At 57.2% G+C, this 15,138-nt stretch carries 16 protein-coding genes and 2 pseudogenes; 12 read left to right on the forward strand and 6 right to left on the reverse strand.

The window, feature by feature from the left end; all coding sequences use genetic code 11:
- Window positions 1-161: 161 nt before the first annotated feature.
- The 6 genes and pseudogenes from V7747_RS17350 (at window position 162) to V7747_RS17375 (ending at window position 4,871) form a co-directional block, all read left to right on the forward strand.
- Complete coding sequence (locus V7747_RS17350) at window positions 162-1,292, forward strand: hypothetical protein (protein ID WP_335617274.1); 1,131 nt, start codon at window positions 162-164, stop codon at window positions 1,290-1,292.
- A 62-nt stretch (window positions 1,293-1,354) separates the two neighbouring features.
- Window positions 1,355-2,049 (forward strand): annotated as a pseudogene (locus V7747_RS17355) (transposase).
- A 15-nt stretch (window positions 2,050-2,064) separates the two neighbouring features.
- A complete protein-coding gene (locus V7747_RS17360; RefSeq protein WP_335617275.1) occupies window positions 2,065-2,904 on the forward strand; it encodes a DUF637 domain-containing protein in 840 nt (279 codons plus the stop codon).
- A 413-nt stretch (window positions 2,905-3,317) separates the two neighbouring features.
- Window positions 3,318-3,551 (forward strand): hypothetical protein, encoded by a 234-nt coding sequence (locus V7747_RS17365; protein ID WP_335617276.1) that lies wholly within the window; start codon window positions 3,318-3,320, stop codon window positions 3,549-3,551.
- A gap of 145 nt (window positions 3,552-3,696) precedes the next feature.
- A pseudogene (locus V7747_RS17370) lies at window positions 3,697-3,816 on the forward strand (transposase); the annotation flags it as partial.
- Between the two features lie 212 nt (window positions 3,817-4,028).
- A complete protein-coding gene (locus tag V7747_RS17375) occupies window positions 4,029-4,871 on the forward strand; it encodes a 23S rRNA (adenine(2030)-N(6))-methyltransferase RlmJ (protein WP_335617277.1) in 843 nt (280 codons plus the stop codon).
- 42 nt (window positions 4,872-4,913) lie between these two features.
- On the opposite strand, the gene V7747_RS17380 is transcribed toward V7747_RS17375, so the two are convergent.
- Window positions 4,914-6,092 (reverse strand): saccharopine dehydrogenase family protein, encoded by a 1,179-nt coding sequence (locus V7747_RS17380; RefSeq protein WP_335617278.1) that lies wholly within the window; start codon window positions 6,090-6,092, stop codon window positions 4,914-4,916.
- Between the two features lie 360 nt (window positions 6,093-6,452).
- On the opposite strand from V7747_RS17380, the gene V7747_RS17385 reads away from it, so the two are divergent.
- From V7747_RS17385 to V7747_RS17400, 4 genes are read left to right on the forward strand one after another with little or no spacing between them, the layout of a single operon-like run.
- A complete protein-coding gene (locus V7747_RS17385) occupies window positions 6,453-6,764 on the forward strand; it encodes a hypothetical protein (RefSeq protein WP_335617279.1) in 312 nt (103 codons plus the stop codon).
- Entirely contained in the window at window positions 6,761-7,234 is a 474-nt protein-coding gene (locus V7747_RS17390; RefSeq protein WP_335617280.1) for a hypothetical protein, read from the forward strand. Before V7747_RS17385 ends, V7747_RS17390 begins: the two co-directional genes overlap by 4 nt.
- Complete coding sequence (locus tag V7747_RS17395; protein WP_335617281.1) at window positions 7,212-7,484, forward strand: hypothetical protein; 273 nt, start codon at window positions 7,212-7,214, stop codon at window positions 7,482-7,484. Before V7747_RS17390 ends, V7747_RS17395 begins: the two co-directional genes overlap by 23 nt.
- A complete protein-coding gene (locus tag V7747_RS17400) occupies window positions 7,481-8,725 on the forward strand; it encodes an AI-2E family transporter (protein ID WP_335617282.1) in 1,245 nt (414 codons plus the stop codon). Before V7747_RS17395 ends, V7747_RS17400 begins: the two co-directional genes overlap by 4 nt.
- Window positions 8,726-8,732: 7 nt before the next feature.
- Here the strand turns inward: V7747_RS17400 and V7747_RS17405 are convergent, their stop codons facing one another.
- A complete protein-coding gene (locus tag V7747_RS17405; protein WP_335617283.1) occupies window positions 8,733-9,599 on the reverse strand; it encodes a DMT family transporter in 867 nt (288 codons plus the stop codon).
- 96 nt (window positions 9,600-9,695) lie between these two features.
- Window positions 9,696-10,454, reverse strand: coding sequence for a helix-turn-helix transcriptional regulator (locus V7747_RS17410; RefSeq protein ID WP_335617284.1), 759 nt, complete (start codon window positions 10,452-10,454; stop codon window positions 9,696-9,698).
- Between the two features lie 135 nt (window positions 10,455-10,589).
- On the opposite strand from V7747_RS17410, the gene V7747_RS17415 reads away from it, so the two are divergent.
- Window positions 10,590-12,077, forward strand: coding sequence for an HDOD domain-containing protein (locus tag V7747_RS17415; protein ID WP_335617285.1), 1,488 nt, complete (start codon window positions 10,590-10,592; stop codon window positions 12,075-12,077).
- Window positions 12,078-12,092: 15 nt separating this feature from the next.
- Here the strand turns inward: V7747_RS17415 and msrA are convergent, their stop codons facing one another.
- Both msrA and nudE read right to left on the reverse strand, forming a co-directional pair.
- Window positions 12,093-12,740, reverse strand: a complete 648-nt coding sequence (gene msrA / locus V7747_RS17420) for a peptide-methionine (S)-S-oxide reductase MsrA (protein WP_335617336.1) — start codon at window positions 12,738-12,740, stop codon at window positions 12,093-12,095.
- 82 nt (window positions 12,741-12,822) lie between these two features.
- Entirely contained in the window at window positions 12,823-13,389 is a 567-nt protein-coding gene (gene nudE / locus V7747_RS17425; RefSeq protein ID WP_335617286.1) for an ADP compounds hydrolase NudE, read from the reverse strand.
- A gap of 81 nt (window positions 13,390-13,470) precedes the next feature.
- On the opposite strand from nudE, the gene yrfG reads away from it, so the two are divergent.
- Window positions 13,471-14,130, forward strand: a complete 660-nt coding sequence (gene yrfG / locus V7747_RS17430) for a GMP/IMP nucleotidase (RefSeq protein WP_335617287.1) — start codon at window positions 13,471-13,473, stop codon at window positions 14,128-14,130.
- Window positions 14,131-14,211: 81 nt separating this feature from the next.
- On the opposite strand, the gene rimK is transcribed toward yrfG, so the two are convergent.
- Complete coding sequence (gene rimK, locus V7747_RS17435; protein ID WP_335617288.1) at window positions 14,212-15,117, reverse strand: 30S ribosomal protein S6--L-glutamate ligase; 906 nt, start codon at window positions 15,115-15,117, stop codon at window positions 14,212-14,214.
- Window positions 15,118-15,138 lie beyond the last annotated feature (21 nt).

Raw genomic sequence — 15,138 nt, forward strand, 5'->3', positions numbered from 1 at the left:
CAATGCGCAAATGTGTGTAGTGATTTGACATGGCAACACCTTACTTTAGGTGTTGCACTTGGTCATTGAGACCGCCCTGCCCCTTTTTTACCGGAAAAAATCTGCCCTTTTGTTATTTGTTCTAAGTGTTGCGCCAATTTTAAGGGTTCGGGAGTGAGCTAGTGATCGTTTATTTTACAACCACATGCCAAAAAGTATGGAAAATGAAGTGTGGTCATATCTTTAGTTTTTTTCTATTTTTTCTTTGGTTATTAACGCCTTCAGCAAGTGCTAGTGAGGGTAAGTTTGATGTTGTTGTTCAAATAACTCGACTGGAGAAAGGCTGTTCAGAGTATCATGAGCTCCCGCCCTATAAATATTTACATGCTTTGAAGATGCAAGATGAGTATACCGATTATCAGTTGTTTAACGCGGTCGACCAGTTGGCATGGGTTAAATTCCAGTCTGAAGAATCTTGTAAAGCTGCGCTCGTGACTAATACGATTGAAGGAGTGGAGCACTATCGTGAAGTAATGCTGGGCGGCAGGTTCCGTGATACAGCAACCTTGAGAAGGGGGGCTGCACGAATGATGGAAGCACAGCTGAAAGATTTTGATGATCCGGCTTTTTTGGAGTTAGGGGAGTCTCTGATAAATGAATATATCAGTCTGGAGATGAATGAGGGCGATAAGAAAAAAGGGCTAAACTACATGCGAGCTGCCTACGGATACATAGCGGCTGCTCAGATTGTTGAAACTCAGCACTCAACCGACTTGCTGCGCTCGGCAGTGCGAATCGCCAGAGAGGGGTTTATTAAAGCCGAGTTTAAGTTTGATGTGTCTGTACCTTATAATATAGCGCTTCTTGCTTTGTCTGAAAGAATAGAGACTGGCACAGAAGAATATAGTCAAATACTGGAGCAGCGGATCAGCGCCCTGTCTGTGCGGGCTGGTACACACTCAAGTGCGCCAGATGAAATTGCAATAATTCATGCCGAGTTGGGTCGGCATGCTCTTGCAATGGAGCTAATATCGGAAATTTCACTAGAGTCAGACATTGAAGTCACAATAATGTGCCGTGGTCTGATTTTAGATCCCCGCCTTGATGGGTTGAGAGATGCAGAGCCATCAAAGTTTGCTACGCTAATGAGCCGTAAGTGCTACGACATTGTTAAACCTTTCAAGAGTGATGATTGCAAAAGCTTTAGCATGTTTGCTCGCGCTTCTAGCAAGTCCCCTGATTGGTTGGATTATTTTATTCTTGGCGAGTGTAATTATCCTGGTTATATAGAATATGAAAGCCTTGCGGAGTGACGTGAGATGATTGGGTTAAATGAAGAGGAAAAGGGGACAGATTTATTTTAAGGAGGATGTAGATGCCCAGGATGGGTCGCATGGTTCTGCCGAACTACCCGCACCATATTGTGCAGCGTGGCCACAACCGTCAGGTAGTATTTGCGTGCGCCGATGATTTTCAGCGCTACCTGACGGACATCAGAGAGCTAAAATTGCAATGTGGCATCAAACTCTATGCATGGTGCCTGATGACCAATCATGTTCATCTATTGGTCTGCCCGGAGAGCGCATCTGGCCTTGGCCAGCTCATGAAAGCATTGGCCGCCAGGGCTACCCGTTACCGCAATCGCCTGGAAGGACGCTCTGGTACGTTATGGGAAGGGCGTTACAAATCCAGCATCGTTGATAGCGAATCCTACCTGCTGGCGTGTTGTCGATACATAGAGCTTAACCCGGTCAGGGCAAGAATGGTTGGGCGGGCAGCGGATTACCCTTGGTCAAGCTTCCCGTACAGGATGCAGTCGTCGCCTATCAGTGGCCTGCTCGATGTGCACCCCTGTTATGAATATCTGGCCCCGACAGCATCTGGTCGGCAGGAGCGATATGAGCAGTTTGTGAGTGCCGGTATTCCAGATAATGAATTAAGGCTGATTCGCGAAGCGGTAAACCGATGCCAGTTGACTGGCGGGGTCGTTTTATCGATGAAATAGAGCGAATTACTGGCGCTCGGCTCGAGATGAGGGGCCAAGGCAGGCCGAGGAAGCGCGAAAAATAAATCTGTCCCCTTTTCTTGTCCCCTTTTATCGAGTTCGGTGCATACCTGGGAGCGCAGGGATCTGTTCAAGCGGTCGCGCAGACTGCGGTCAATGGTGGAAGTCTGGGTGAAAACTTACAGCTGTCCCTCACCAATCAGGTCTACCACCTGTTGCAGGCTACTGGATTCAATGCTGTCGGCAACGCCTCTACTGCTAACGGGTGGGTGGACGGCAGCCCAGAAAAAATTGCGCTGCACGCTATCGTCGGTGGAATGCTTAACGAAGCCACCGGTGGTGACTTTGAAACAGGTGCGCTTGCAGCCGGGGCCAATGAAGCTTTGATCGAGCAGTTGGCCGGCGTAATCAAGGACGATAAGAGTCTGGAGCTTGCGGTATCTCAGTTGATCGGTATCGCCTCAGCTACAGCCACCGGCGGAGACTACGCCAAGGCTGCAGAGCTTGCGAAGAACGCCACCGCATACAACCGACAGTTGCACCCAGAAGAAGTGAAGTTGATCAAAGGCCAGGCAGAGATGTTGGCAGAGGAACTAGGAATCAGCCCTGCTGAAGCTGAGCGTCGCCTAGCCGAAGCTCAGGCCTATCTTGTTGATGAGCAGTTCCGAAAAGTCATCGACGAAAAAGGCGTAGTTATTGATGAAGCAACACTAAGGCACTTGGGAACCGCAGAACCAATGGGGTCAGTGTCATTGATTTTATGCTCTGAAACACAGCAGACTTTCTACCTCAGCCCTGTCCCCGTTGTCTCGCCCGCCGCCCTGTTTTGGTCTAAACTGTTGCTCGCCCAAGCCCCAGTATTTGTTCGTGACGTCATGGCTTGGCTTGATGTCTTGCTACGGTGTCGTGCTTCGAACTAGTGACCTGTATAGGTACTTTCCTTCAGCATCAGTTTGACCCAGTCGCAGATACCGCAAAAAATCAATCACTCTGACCCCATTGATTGCTGGCCTTCCAGACTATGCAACGCATTCAACAGCAAAGAGCTATCAGTCAACGACGCCAAGAGATTTGAACGAACAGACTTTGTGGAACAGAGTGATAGAACATCCCTCAGCCGGTCGTGATACAAAACTAGCGGGCGACAAAGACTTCCCGCGGAGTGAGGGGTGGAGAAAAAAGGAAGTAAGCCACCGTCTGCCTAGCGGAGAAAATATAACCCTCCACTACCAATACAACTCCGCAACCGGAAAAGCATACGATATGAAAATTACTACGCCGCAGCAGCTGCCCCCTATGCTGCAGCCCGGTAGGACTATTGAGTGATGTGGATATGATTATTCGCGAAATTGGGCGAGCAGAGCCTGTACAGGTGTTTGGGATTTACTGGATAGAGAACGAGCGCTTTTACTGGGTCATTCCTTATGATGGTTACGGCGGTCTGATGGCACTCAATGATAGAGAAGTCAATGTTGTTGACTCTTCTTTGTCACGTGATCTCATCCTCTGCAAGGATGGGGGGGGGAGGGGACATGATTCTGCATTGGGCAGCGGAAGATTTGATTGAAGAGCTTGTGGAGCGTGATCCACAGGCAATGGTCGAGTTCTTAGAGCGCATAAAAGGCTGATGGTGCAAAAGCAACTTGAACCGCCCCGGGTATAAACGGAAAAAGCAAAAAAAGGGAACAGATTTATTTTCAAGGAGAATGTAGATGCCCAGGATGGGTCGCATGGTGCTGCCGAACTACCCGCACCATATCGTACAGAGAGGCCATAATCGTCAGGTTGTGTTTGCGTGCGCCGATGACTTTCAGCGTGATCTGACGGACATCAGCAGAGAATTGGGGGCAAGTCTTGCTTTTTATCCGCCTTGCATCAGTGGTGGCGATTCAAAGAGCGTTGCAGGTCCAGCATTTTTGAAAGCGAATCCTACCTGCTGGCGGGTAGGCGACATACAGAGCTTAATAGTTGGTCGGCAGCTGATTACACTTGGTTCGGCCTGCTAGAATGCCCGCCACACGCACAGCCATAGCGCAGACCCCGAATGAACTACCGTCACAGTTATCACGCCGGCAACCACGCCGATGTTCTCAAGCACGCTTTGCTGCGCCGCCTGTTCGAGCTGATGCAGCGCAAGGAAGCGCCGCTGTGTTACCTCGACAGCCACGCCGGTACCGCTTTCTATGATCTGCAAGGTGAAAGTGCCGGCAAAACCGGTGAGTTTCAGGATGGCATCGGCCGACTGTGGCAGCGCGACGATCTGCCGTTGTGGCTCGGAGACTTTCGCGCTGCGGTAGCGGCGCATAACGAGGACGACAGCCTGCGTTTCTATCCTGGCTCGCCGCAATTTATCGCCGACTTGCTGCGCCCGCAGGACCGCATGATCCTCAGCGAGCTGCACCCCGACGATGCCGAGACGCTCAAACAGCATTTTGCCTACAGCGATCAGGTGGCAGTGCATCAGCGTGACGGCTACCAGTTGCCCAAGGCGTTTTTGCCGGTGGCGGAGAAGCGCGCGCTGTGGTTGCTTGATCCGCCGTTTGAGAAAACCGATGACCTGCAGCGCTGTGTCAGCGCGGTGCAGATCGCCATCCAACGTATGCGCCAGACGGTGATTGCACTCTGGTATCCGATCAAGGATCAGCGCCTGCTGCGTGAGTTCTATCAGCAGATTGCCGATGCCGGCGTACCCAAGGCCTTGCGGGTCGAGTTGAATATTCGCCCGGTGGATAACCAGCTGGGGCTTAACGGCTCGGGTTTGATTCTGGTTAATCCGCCATGGCCGATCTGGGAGGAGTTGGAGCAGGTATTGCCTTGGTTGTCGCGCACCTTGGCGCAGTCGGGCGAGGGCAGTTATCGGTTGGACTGGTTGGCGGGCGAACCCTGACACACAAGGTGGGCACGCGTTGTGCCCGCCTTGTGTGATGAATCAGGATTCCAGCTTGAAGGTCAGGCCGGCATGCTCCTGCAGACGCTTGATTAGCTTATCGCCCATTGCCGGCGCGGTGGTCCAGATACCACCTGCGGTATCGGTGGCATCGCGCACCAGGCAGATGGCGCTCTCGGCAATCATCCGCGAGGTTGAGCCATAACCCGGATCACGCTTGCCGGAGACGCTGGCCATGAGTTTCTCGCTGCCATTGCCTTCGCCAATAAACAGCACATCATAGAAGCCGGTTTCGCGCTCTTCCTTGCTCGGACCTTCACCCGGCTTGGGCGCCGAATCGCCAGACAGTGATTTGTCGCCTGCCACCGCGTTGGCAATCTTCTCACCCTGCTCGCCAGGGCCGGTAAGCAGCATCTCGTCATAGACAAAGTCTTCACCGTAGGCGTGACCCAGCAGCGCGTTGGAGCGATGCACGTTGCGCGTGTTGATGGCGGCCATGATAAAGGGCGCGGCCCAGCTGCCGAGCGACTCGTCAAACTCGGGCTTGGCTGCCGGTGGTTGCGCCGGGCCGGTGAAACCGGGGGTCAGCGCGAAAGGATTGCCCAGCAGTTGATAGATCTCCGGGTTCTGCTTGGCGGCAATCAGCGTGGCCTTGAGACTGGCGGCGGTGCCGCCGGAGAAGGTGCCTTTCATCTTGCGTACCCGGCCCTTGACGCGCGGCAAGGTTTTGCCCAGCTGCTGGCGCGCGGCCTGCTGCAGGAAGTACACGCCCAGATCGAATGGGATGGAGTCGAAGCCGCAGGAGAATACGATGCGCGCACCGCTCTGTTTTGCCGTGTCACCGTGGGCATCAATCATCTGGCGCATCCAGGCTGGCTCGCCGCACAGATCTACATAATCGGTTCCGGCGGCGGCGCATGCTGCAACCAGCTCGGAGCCGTACAGCTGATAGGGGCCAACGGTGGTCAGCACGACCTTGGTACGCTCAACCATGGCTTTCAGGCTGGCGGCGTCTTCAGTGTCGGCAACCACCAGCGGTATATCGGCGGGGGCGCCGATCTCGTCGCGCACGGCTTCCAACTTGGCTTGGCTGCGGCCTGCCATGGCCCAGCGCAGCGTCTTGTCATTGGCGTATTCCTGACTGAGGTATTCAGCGACCAGGCGTCCGGTGTAGCCGGTTGCGCCGTAGACGATGATGTCGAATTCGGTAGCGGTTTTCATGCGTTCTTCCTGCTGATGGGGTGTGTGCCGGATCACGCTGCGCGCAGACAGGCTGAACTCGCTGCGCGATATCCGGTCGTAATTTCAGTACGGCGTCGTTGTTGCTGGTCATATCAGTCTGGCACAGTCTGACGCCGCTGCATCGTTGGACAGACGCAGGTTGATTTCTTATCAGCTGCAGGTAAAGACGGCAAAGTCGGGTTTCGTCAGCGCGAATGGCGAATGATAAAGCCAGTGCATGGCCTGTGCTTCGAGGCTCCGCATGGCGCCGTTGCAGTCTGTGTATTAGGCTGGGTCTGGATAAGCACGGGCGTTCCAATGGGGCGTCCCATACTGTTTGAAAGAACAAGGAGAACCACCATGGCGACTGCAAGTTCAGCAAACACCGCAAGCACTACCACCAGCAAGGAAAAGGAATTGGCTGCCAGCAAGGCGGCGGTTTCCGATGCCTATGAAAAGCTGCTGGAAGCCAAGAGTCACTTCAAGCTGGCGGCCGAGGCTGCGGGTGTTGATCTCAAGCATGATGCGGTTGAGCAGATGATAAAGGGACGGGAAAAGGCTGAGGTGTTAAGCGCCCAAGCCAGTTCCTACATGAAGGAGAAACCGTTGGCCACATTGGGTATCGCTTTTGTCGCCGGCTTCGTTATCTCGCAGGTACTGTCCCGCAAATGAGTGACGCCTCTGCCGCACAACAACCGCCACCGCAGGAGCCTGATGAGCAGTCGGCGGCAGACAGCACACAGTCACAGCATGAGGCTCTGCCACAGGAGCTGCTGGAACAGCTCACGGCGTGGTTCCAGCACTCATTGGCGGCAGGTGGTGAGCTGGCCAACCTGTTTCGGCTTGAGCTGCAACTGACGCTGGGCGATGCCCGGCGTCTGGTGCTGGTTACCTTGGCCTTGGTGCCCATGCTGTTGTTGGCTTGGATGTCGCTCAGTGTGCTGGCCGGGTGGCTGGTATACGAGTCCACTACGTCGGTGGCGGGTGGGCTGGCGACCATTGCTGTCATGCAACTGATTGTCGTCGCCGCGCTGTTGTGGCTGGGGCTGCGCTATCGGAGGCAATTGGGTTTCCGCCGTACCAAGGCCCATGCCAGACGTTTGCTGCAAGGAGTGCAAGGTGAGCCGCCAACAACTAATTGAAAAGATAGACCAACTGGATCGTCAGTTTAATCTGCGTGCCGAGGTTGTCAGTATGCTGGCGCAGCACACGCGGCATACGCTGGGCCGAGTTCCGCCGCTGTTTTTGCTGGGCGGTGGTGCGCTGATTGGCGTGATCGCCAACCGAATGGGTATTGGGCGCACCTATACGCTGGGCCTCACAGGGGTGCGACTGTTCCCGATGGCGCAGAGCGCTTTCAATCTAGGTCGCTCCTTGGGAGCGCGCGAATGAGCCAACTGGAGCAGGAGGCTCCGGAGAATGAAATCGAGGAGATAACCGGGCCGCGCAAGAAGGTGCCCCCAGTGCAAATGGCGCTGTACTGGCTGCTTGCACTGGCCATTATCTATACCCTGTATTTTGCCAAGACGCTGTTGCTGCCGGTCGTAGTGGCGGCGCTCTTCGCACTGTTATTGAGCCCCTTGGTAGGGCTGTTTAAGCGGTTTCACATCCCCCGAGTGCTTTCCGCCTTGATACTGTTGGCGCTGATTGGCGTGCCGTTCTCGCTGTTGGGCATGCAACTGGCCGAACCGGCGGAGAAATGGGTCAAACGTATTCCTGAGCTGTCGGCGCAGCTGACCGATGAGCTGGATGAGTTCAGCGAAAAACTCTCGCCCAACAAGGCGCAGGCACCCGTACAACCCGCACCCAAGCAGCTGGAAATCCAGGAAAAAGAAGGTTTTAAACTGTTCGGCTGGTTCCGCGATGACGATGAGCCGGAGGAGGCTAAGGAAAATAAATCGCCGGCACCGGTGCAGCCAGCCTCATCTGAAAACGCCGTCTCGGACCGTGTCATGCAGGGCGGTGTCGAGTTGATGGTCCAGTTACTGGGCGCTACGCCGCTGGTGCTGGCGCAATTCACGACGTTCGTGATTCTGGTGCTGTTCATGCTGGTGTTCGGGCCCTTGTTGTACAGCAACTTCATTCATGTCTTCCCGCAGGTCCGTGACAAGGAGGCTGCAAACGATCTGCTGGCCGAAGTGCAGCATGAGCTGTCCCGGTACATCTTGACCGTTAGTGTGATCAATACAGCCTTGGGTGTGGTGACTGGTTTGGCGCTCTGGGCCTTCGGGGTTGAAGATGCGTTGTTATGGGGAGTCATGGTCGCGCTGTTGAATTTCGCGCCCTACGTTGGTCCGATTATCGGCCTTGCCGTTCTGTGTCTGGCCGGGGTGGTGCAGTACGGCCCAGTACTGACCGCGCTGTTGCCGGTGCTCATTTACTTCAGCATCAATCTGGTGGAGGCGCAGTTCATCACGCCAACGGTGCTCGGTCGCAACATGCGCCTGAACCCGCTGATTCTGATGCTGTGGCTGATTGCCTGGGGCTGGGTCTGGGGTGTGGTTGGCGTGCTAATTGCGGTGCCGCTGCTGGTCTGTCTGAAGCTGGCGGCAGCGCGGCTGAGAGTGTTGCCGCACTGGGTGCAGCTGATTGAAACACCGGGCAGTGAAGATGTGCCTGAGCCGCCGCGTTAGCCAGGGCTCAGGCCGGTTTTGGCGCGCGCTGTACCAGCATGAGCGCGCTAATGATCAGCACGCCGCCCAGCAGCATCCGCAGGCTGGGTTCTTCGCCAAACAGGTACCACGCCAGCAGGATGCCGTAGACCGGCTCTAGCGCGAAGAAAAGTGACGCCACCCTTGCCTTCAGTGCAGTCAGGCTGGTGACGAACAGACCATGTGCAACACCCGTACAAAGCACTCCCAGCAGGGCGATCCATAGCCAATCCAGCGCCGGCATCTGCAGCATTGCCTTGCTGCTGAACGGCAGCAAACAGAGTGCGATCACGACGTTCTGCCAGCAAGCAATCTGCACTGGGTGCAGTTTGCCACTAGTCAGCCGATTGCCGACCGAAACCGCAGCAAAGCAAAAGCCTGACAACAGTGCCCATGCCAGGCCGGCGGCGCCGCGCTGCTGCAGATCGAAGCTCGGCGGCACCAATATCAATCCTATGCAGACCAAAGTGACCTTGAGCATATCCATCCGACTGGGCTGCTCGCGCCACATCAGCCATTCCAGCAACACTACAAAGGCGGGGAAGCTGGCAAAGCCGAGGGTCGCAATGCCTACACCGGACAGGTCGATGGCGTGGAAAAAGGTTAGCCAGTGCACGCCCAGAAAGACGCCGCACGCGCCGAGCTGCAGCAAGCGGACGGGACTGAGCCCGCGTAGCATGGCATGTCGAAAATAGCGGGCGAACATCATTAGCGCCAGTACCGCGAATAGCGCGCGGCCCAGCACGATCACGTCGGGGCCAACGCTGGCCAGTTTGCCGAAGATGCCGGTCAAGCCAAACAGCAGGGCGGCAATATGCATGTAGATCAGGGCGCGCTGGTGCGTAAGTTCGGGCATCTGGCTCAATCAGTAGCGGTCAATGGGCTCTCAGTGTAGCTATCCGTGCCGACCGCTACTGTCGCCAGCTGCGCGAAAATTGTCGTCAGTCGCCTGTTATTGCCGTCTAGTACCGGCTTGTTGCCGAGCTGCCCGGGGTGACAGCCCCCACTGATGCTTGAATGCCTGTGCAAAGGCGCTCTGGCTGATGTAGCCGCAACGCTCAGCAACCAGAGCGACCGGCTCGCGGCCACGCTCAAGTAGCTGCCGCGCCAGCCGCAGGCGACGCACGCGCAGGTAGTCGGTCGGGCTGCAGCCAAATTCCAGGGCAAACCAGTGGCGCAGACGTGAGGGCGAGCAGTGGGCCACTCGTGCAAGGTCGCTCACGGTTATTTTTTCCGCCACATGCGCCTCTATGTAAGCATCCAGTGCGGCCCTTGGCAGGCGCCCGCTGCTGGCAGGCTGTTGCAGCAAGCTCGCCAGTAGCAGGCTCGCACCTGCTGTGGCCAGGCCCGGCTGACGGCTGATGAGATCAGCGAGGCTGCATACCAGGCTGCTTTGCTGTGGGCTGAGTGCGCGCAACGCAGCGCTCTCCAGCAGCCGCCGTTGCTGATCGCTGCCCAGCACCAGGCCCTCGAGTGGTTGGTGTGGCGCAACATCCAGCACCAGACAGCGGCCGTTGTCGCGGCTGAGGAAAGTGTGATCCTCGCCGGGTGCAATAATGGCCACCGCTGCGCTGTCGACGCAGGCGCCCCGCCCGGCGAACTCCAGATCGAGCGTGCCGTGTAAGCCGAATACCAATTGGCTGTGGTCGGCATGCGTGTGACTGGCAGCCGCGATGGGATAATGATGTATGTTCAGTCGAGGGGTGAGCATGCGGCTATTGTATAAGGAGCAATAAACGATAGAAACCACGCGTCTGTTGCGAGCTGGTAACGGAGGGCACTGACAGGCATAGTTGAATGTTATATTGCTATCATTTGGTGTGAGATGAAGGCGCAGGTGGCGAGCGTGAATAATAAAACCCACGGCCTCAGGTCGTGGATAGATGAGCTGAATAATGCCGAGCTGCCCGCCATGGCCGTGGTGGTGCACGACCTGCTGAGGTTGTCGCAATCGACCACGGCGTCGGTTCGCCAGTTGGCCGAGGTGCTGATGCGCGATGCTTCCCTGACTTCCAAGGTGTTGCGGGTCAGCAATAGCGTGTATTGCAATCCGGGCCGGGAAGTCGTGCGGACCATTTCGCGCGCAGTGGTGGTGGTGGGCTTTGATCAGGTTCGCATGATCGGTTTGTCGGTCAGTCTGCTCGACGGACTGCTGAAGGAGTCGCCGCGCGAGCAGTTGCAGTCCCTGCTTGCGCGTTCCTTTCACGGCGCGGTCCAGGCGCGCAATCTGGCGCAGCACGTCTGTCAACAGCAAAAGGAAGAGGTCTTTATCGCCACCCTGTTGCTGAACCTGGGTGAGCTCGCTTTCTGGAGCCGCGGCGGCAAGCCGGCGGATGAGCTGGTTGGCGCATTGGCTGATGTCTCGGTGGATCGCGAGAAACTGGTCAAACGTATGTTGGGTACCGGTTTTGATCAGTTGACCCTGGGGCTGTTGAAAAGCTGGAATATGGGCGAAATCGGCCAGTTGGTGCAGGCCAGTCAGGCCGCACGCGGCCCGGCAGCCATCGCCGTGGCTCTGGGTGCGGAACTGGCGGACGCGGTGGCCGCAGATGGCTGGACCAGTCCGGCCGTACAGGCGTTGATCGAACCCATCGGCAGTCTGACCGGTTTGCCGCCCGAGGAAGCCTGGCGGCAGATGCTGGGCAGTGGCGAGGAGGCCGTGCGCATTGCGGGTACCTGCGCCAATAGCGATCTCAAAGCCTGGATTCCCCGTACCGACGACCTGCCGCTGGATCTATCGGATTTGCTGCAGATGCAGCGTGAATCGTCCGCTCAGGAGGTCAGGCCAATCGTGCCAATGGATGACGCACCGTTGCTGCAACCCGACCTTGAACTGCTCAAATTGTCGCTGCAAAACCTGCGTTTGATGGCGCGTATGCCTACCGATGTTGATTCCGCGCTGTCCAGCTTGATGCAGGCGCTGCACCGGGGGGCGGGTTTCGAGCGGGTAATGCTGGCTGTGCTGGCGGAGCGGCAAAGCTGCTTCAAGGCGCGCAAGGTCGCGGGCAAGGGCAGCGAGGGCTGGCTTCAAGGCTTTACCCTGCCACATGATCCGACCTCAACGCTCGCTTTTGCCAGGGCGCTCAAGCAGCGCAGTATGCAAGTTGTTACCCCCTTCGAACTGGCGGACCAACCGCTCGGCGATTTGTTGCTCGAGCAAGTTGGCGAAGGCGCCTTTGCGGTGGCACCGGTGTTGGCAGGCGAGCGTCAGGTCGGCGTGCTGTATGTCGACATGCGCTTGTCTGGCCGGCCGATGGCGGACACCCAGTTGTCGGTGCTGCGCAAGGTGGCCGAGCTGGCCGGGCTGACGTTGCGGCGTCTCAGTCAGGGCTGAGGCGTCGCTAGTCGCTCAGCCTGGCAGGCACACGCCGGTGCCACCCAGGCCACAGTAGCCACCGGGGTTCTTGTCGAGGTACTGCTGGTGGTAGGGCTCGGCATAGTAAAAGGTCGGTGCCAGCATGATCTCAGTGGTGATGCTGCCCTTGCCAGCGTCTTCCAGCGCATTGGAGAACAGCGCCTTGCTGACTTCGGCTTTGGCGCGCTGCGCCATGTCAGTCACATAAAGTCCTGAGCGGTACTGGGTGCCGGTATCGTTACCCTGGCGCATGCCCTGAGTCGGATCGTGGGATTCCCAGAATACCTTCAGCAGTTGCTCCAGACTTACCTGTTCCGGGTCGAAGACCACCAACACCACTTCGTTGTGCCCGGTGCGACCTGAGCAGACTTCTTCGTAGGTCGGATTGGGCGTGAGTCCGCCGATATAACCTACTGCGGTGGTGTAAACGCCCGGTACCTGCCAGAAGCGGCGCTCAGCACCCCAGAAGCATCCCATGCCAACAATCAATTGCTGCATGCCCTCGGGGAATGGCGGTTGGATGGGGGTGCCGAGGACGCTGTGAGTGGTGCTGGTCGAGAGAGGTTGATCGCGGCCGGGCAGCGCCTCTTCGGCGGTCGGCATGCGTAGCTTGTATTCAGGTGTGCGTTGAAAAAACATCAGCGGCTCCCGTCACAGAGAAACAAGGGCAGGGTAGACCTGCCGGATAACCATCTGACCGGCGCAGGGCCGGTTTGTTACAGGCTCAGCGCGTGAGTTCGCCGCGTTGCTCCAGCAGATCGCGCACCAGATAGAGTGCGGCCAGCGCTCGGCCCTCGGTAAAATTCTCGCGCTGGGTCAGCTCGCTGAGCTGGTAGAGGTCAATGCTGTCGACGCGGATTGGCTCGGGCTCATCGCCGGGCAGGCGCTTCTCATAGAGATTGCGCGCCAGTACCACGCTGATCTCCTGGCTCATATAGCCGGGTGACAATGAGAGCTTGGTGAGCAGTTCCAGTTGCTCGGCACCAAAGCCCGCTTCTTCCATCAATTCGCGGTTGGCGGCTTCAAGCACGTCTTCGCCGGGCTCGACCAGGCCCTTGGGTAGCGACAGCTGATAACTGTCCATGCCGCCACAGTACTCTTCAATCAACAAAGCAGTGCGCGCATCCTGCAGGGCCACCACCATCACGGCGCCGTAACCCTGCCCCTTGTTGACCAGCCGCTCGTAGGTACGCTCCACTCCATTGCTGAAGCGCAGTTGTACCTGCTCGACGGTGAACAGGCGGCTCTTGGCAACAATGCGAGCTTCGAGGGTTTCTGGCTTTTGCGGCATGCGGACTCCGTGGTGATTGGCCTGGTGCTTGGGTATCATAGCCGCACCTGAAGCCCAAGCCCAACTGCCGATCGACCGTATATGCTGAATTGGAACGAGATTGATACCGTGCTGCTGGATATGGACGGCACCCTGCTGGATCTGCACTTTGATAACCATTTCTGGCTGGAGCACATGCCCGCCAGTTACGCCCACCATCATGGGCAGACGCTGGAATGGGCCAAGGCCGAGGTCTATCCGATGATGCGCAGCATCCAGGGGCAGCTCGACTGGTACTGTCTGGATTACTGGACCCGTGAGCTGGGCATGCCGATCATTGAGCTTAAGCGTGAGATTGCCCACCTGATCAGCCTGCGCCCCGGCGCCGAGGCGTTTTTGCAGGCACTCCAGCGCAGCGGCAAGCAGGTGGTGTTGATCACCAACGCGCACCGGGATTCGCTGTCGTTGAAAATGGAACGTATCGAGCTGCGGACCTATTTCCAGCGCTTGATCAGTTCGCACGACTACGGCTATCCCAAGGAAACTCAGAGCTTCTGGCAAGCGCTGCAGGCCGATATGCCGTTCGACCCTGATCGCGCGCTCTTCATTGATGACAGTCTGGGCGTGCTACGCTCGGCGGGAGAGTACGGTATAGCTCATCTGCTGGCGGTACGTGAGCCCGATAGTCGCGGCGCTGCGCGCGATACCGAAGAATTTGACGCGGTTGAAGATTACGCGGTCCTGATCTCCGGGCTCGAATAAGAGCCCGAAAAGCATAATCCCGCAGTCACCTGTCGCCCCGATCGAAGTGCAGGGGTTTCGCCGGGAGGCCGGTCCTGGCGATCAGCCAGACCCCTTGGTGCTAGTCTTGTTGGGCCGCCAGTTCTTTTCTATGTGCTGAATGATCAGGCCGGCGACATCCTTGCCTGTGGTCGACTCGATGCCTTCCAAGCCGGGTGATGAGTTGACCTCCATCACCACCGGGCCATGGTTGGAGCGCAGGATGTCGACACCCGCCACGTTCAGTCCCATGACCTTGGCCGCACGTACGGCGGTCATGCGCTCTTCCGGGGTGATCTTGATCAGGCTGGCGCTGCCGCCGCGGTGCAGGTTGGAGCGAAACTCGCCCGGCTTGGCCTGACGTTTCATCGCCGCGATGACTTTGTCGCCGACGACCAGGCAACGAATGTCTGCGCCGCCGGCTTCTTTGATGTATTCCTGCACCATGATGTTGGCCTTGAGCCCCATAAAGGCTTCCAGTACCGATTCGGCGGCCTTTTCCGTTTCGCACATGACCACGCCGATGCCTTGGGTGCCTTCCAGCAGCTTGATCACTAGCGGGGCGCCGCCGACCATGTTTATGAGGTCTGGAATATCATCCGGCGAATGGGCGAAGCCGGTGACCGGCAGGCCTACGCCTTTGCGCGCGAGCAGTTGCAGTGAGCGCAGTTTGTCACGGGAGCGGCTGATGGCCACCGACTCATTCAGCGGGTACACGCCCATCATTTCAAATTGGCGCAGCACCGCCGAGCCGTAAAAGGTAATAGAGGCGCCGATGCGCGGAATGATCGCATCGAACCCTTCCAGTTCCTGACCTTTGTAGTGGATCGAAGGTTTGTGACTGGCGATATTCATATAGGCACGCAAGGTGTCGATCACGCGAATTTCATGGCCGCGTTCGGTCGCCGCCTGCACCAGGCGGCGGGTAGAGTACAGATTGGGGTTGCGTGACAGGACCGCGATTTTCATGGTGTTTCCTTTAAAGCCTTG

The sequence above is a fragment of the Halopseudomonas sp. genome (assembly GCF_036960865.1).
Taxonomy (GTDB): Bacteria; Pseudomonadota; Gammaproteobacteria; order Pseudomonadales; family Pseudomonadaceae; genus Halopseudomonas.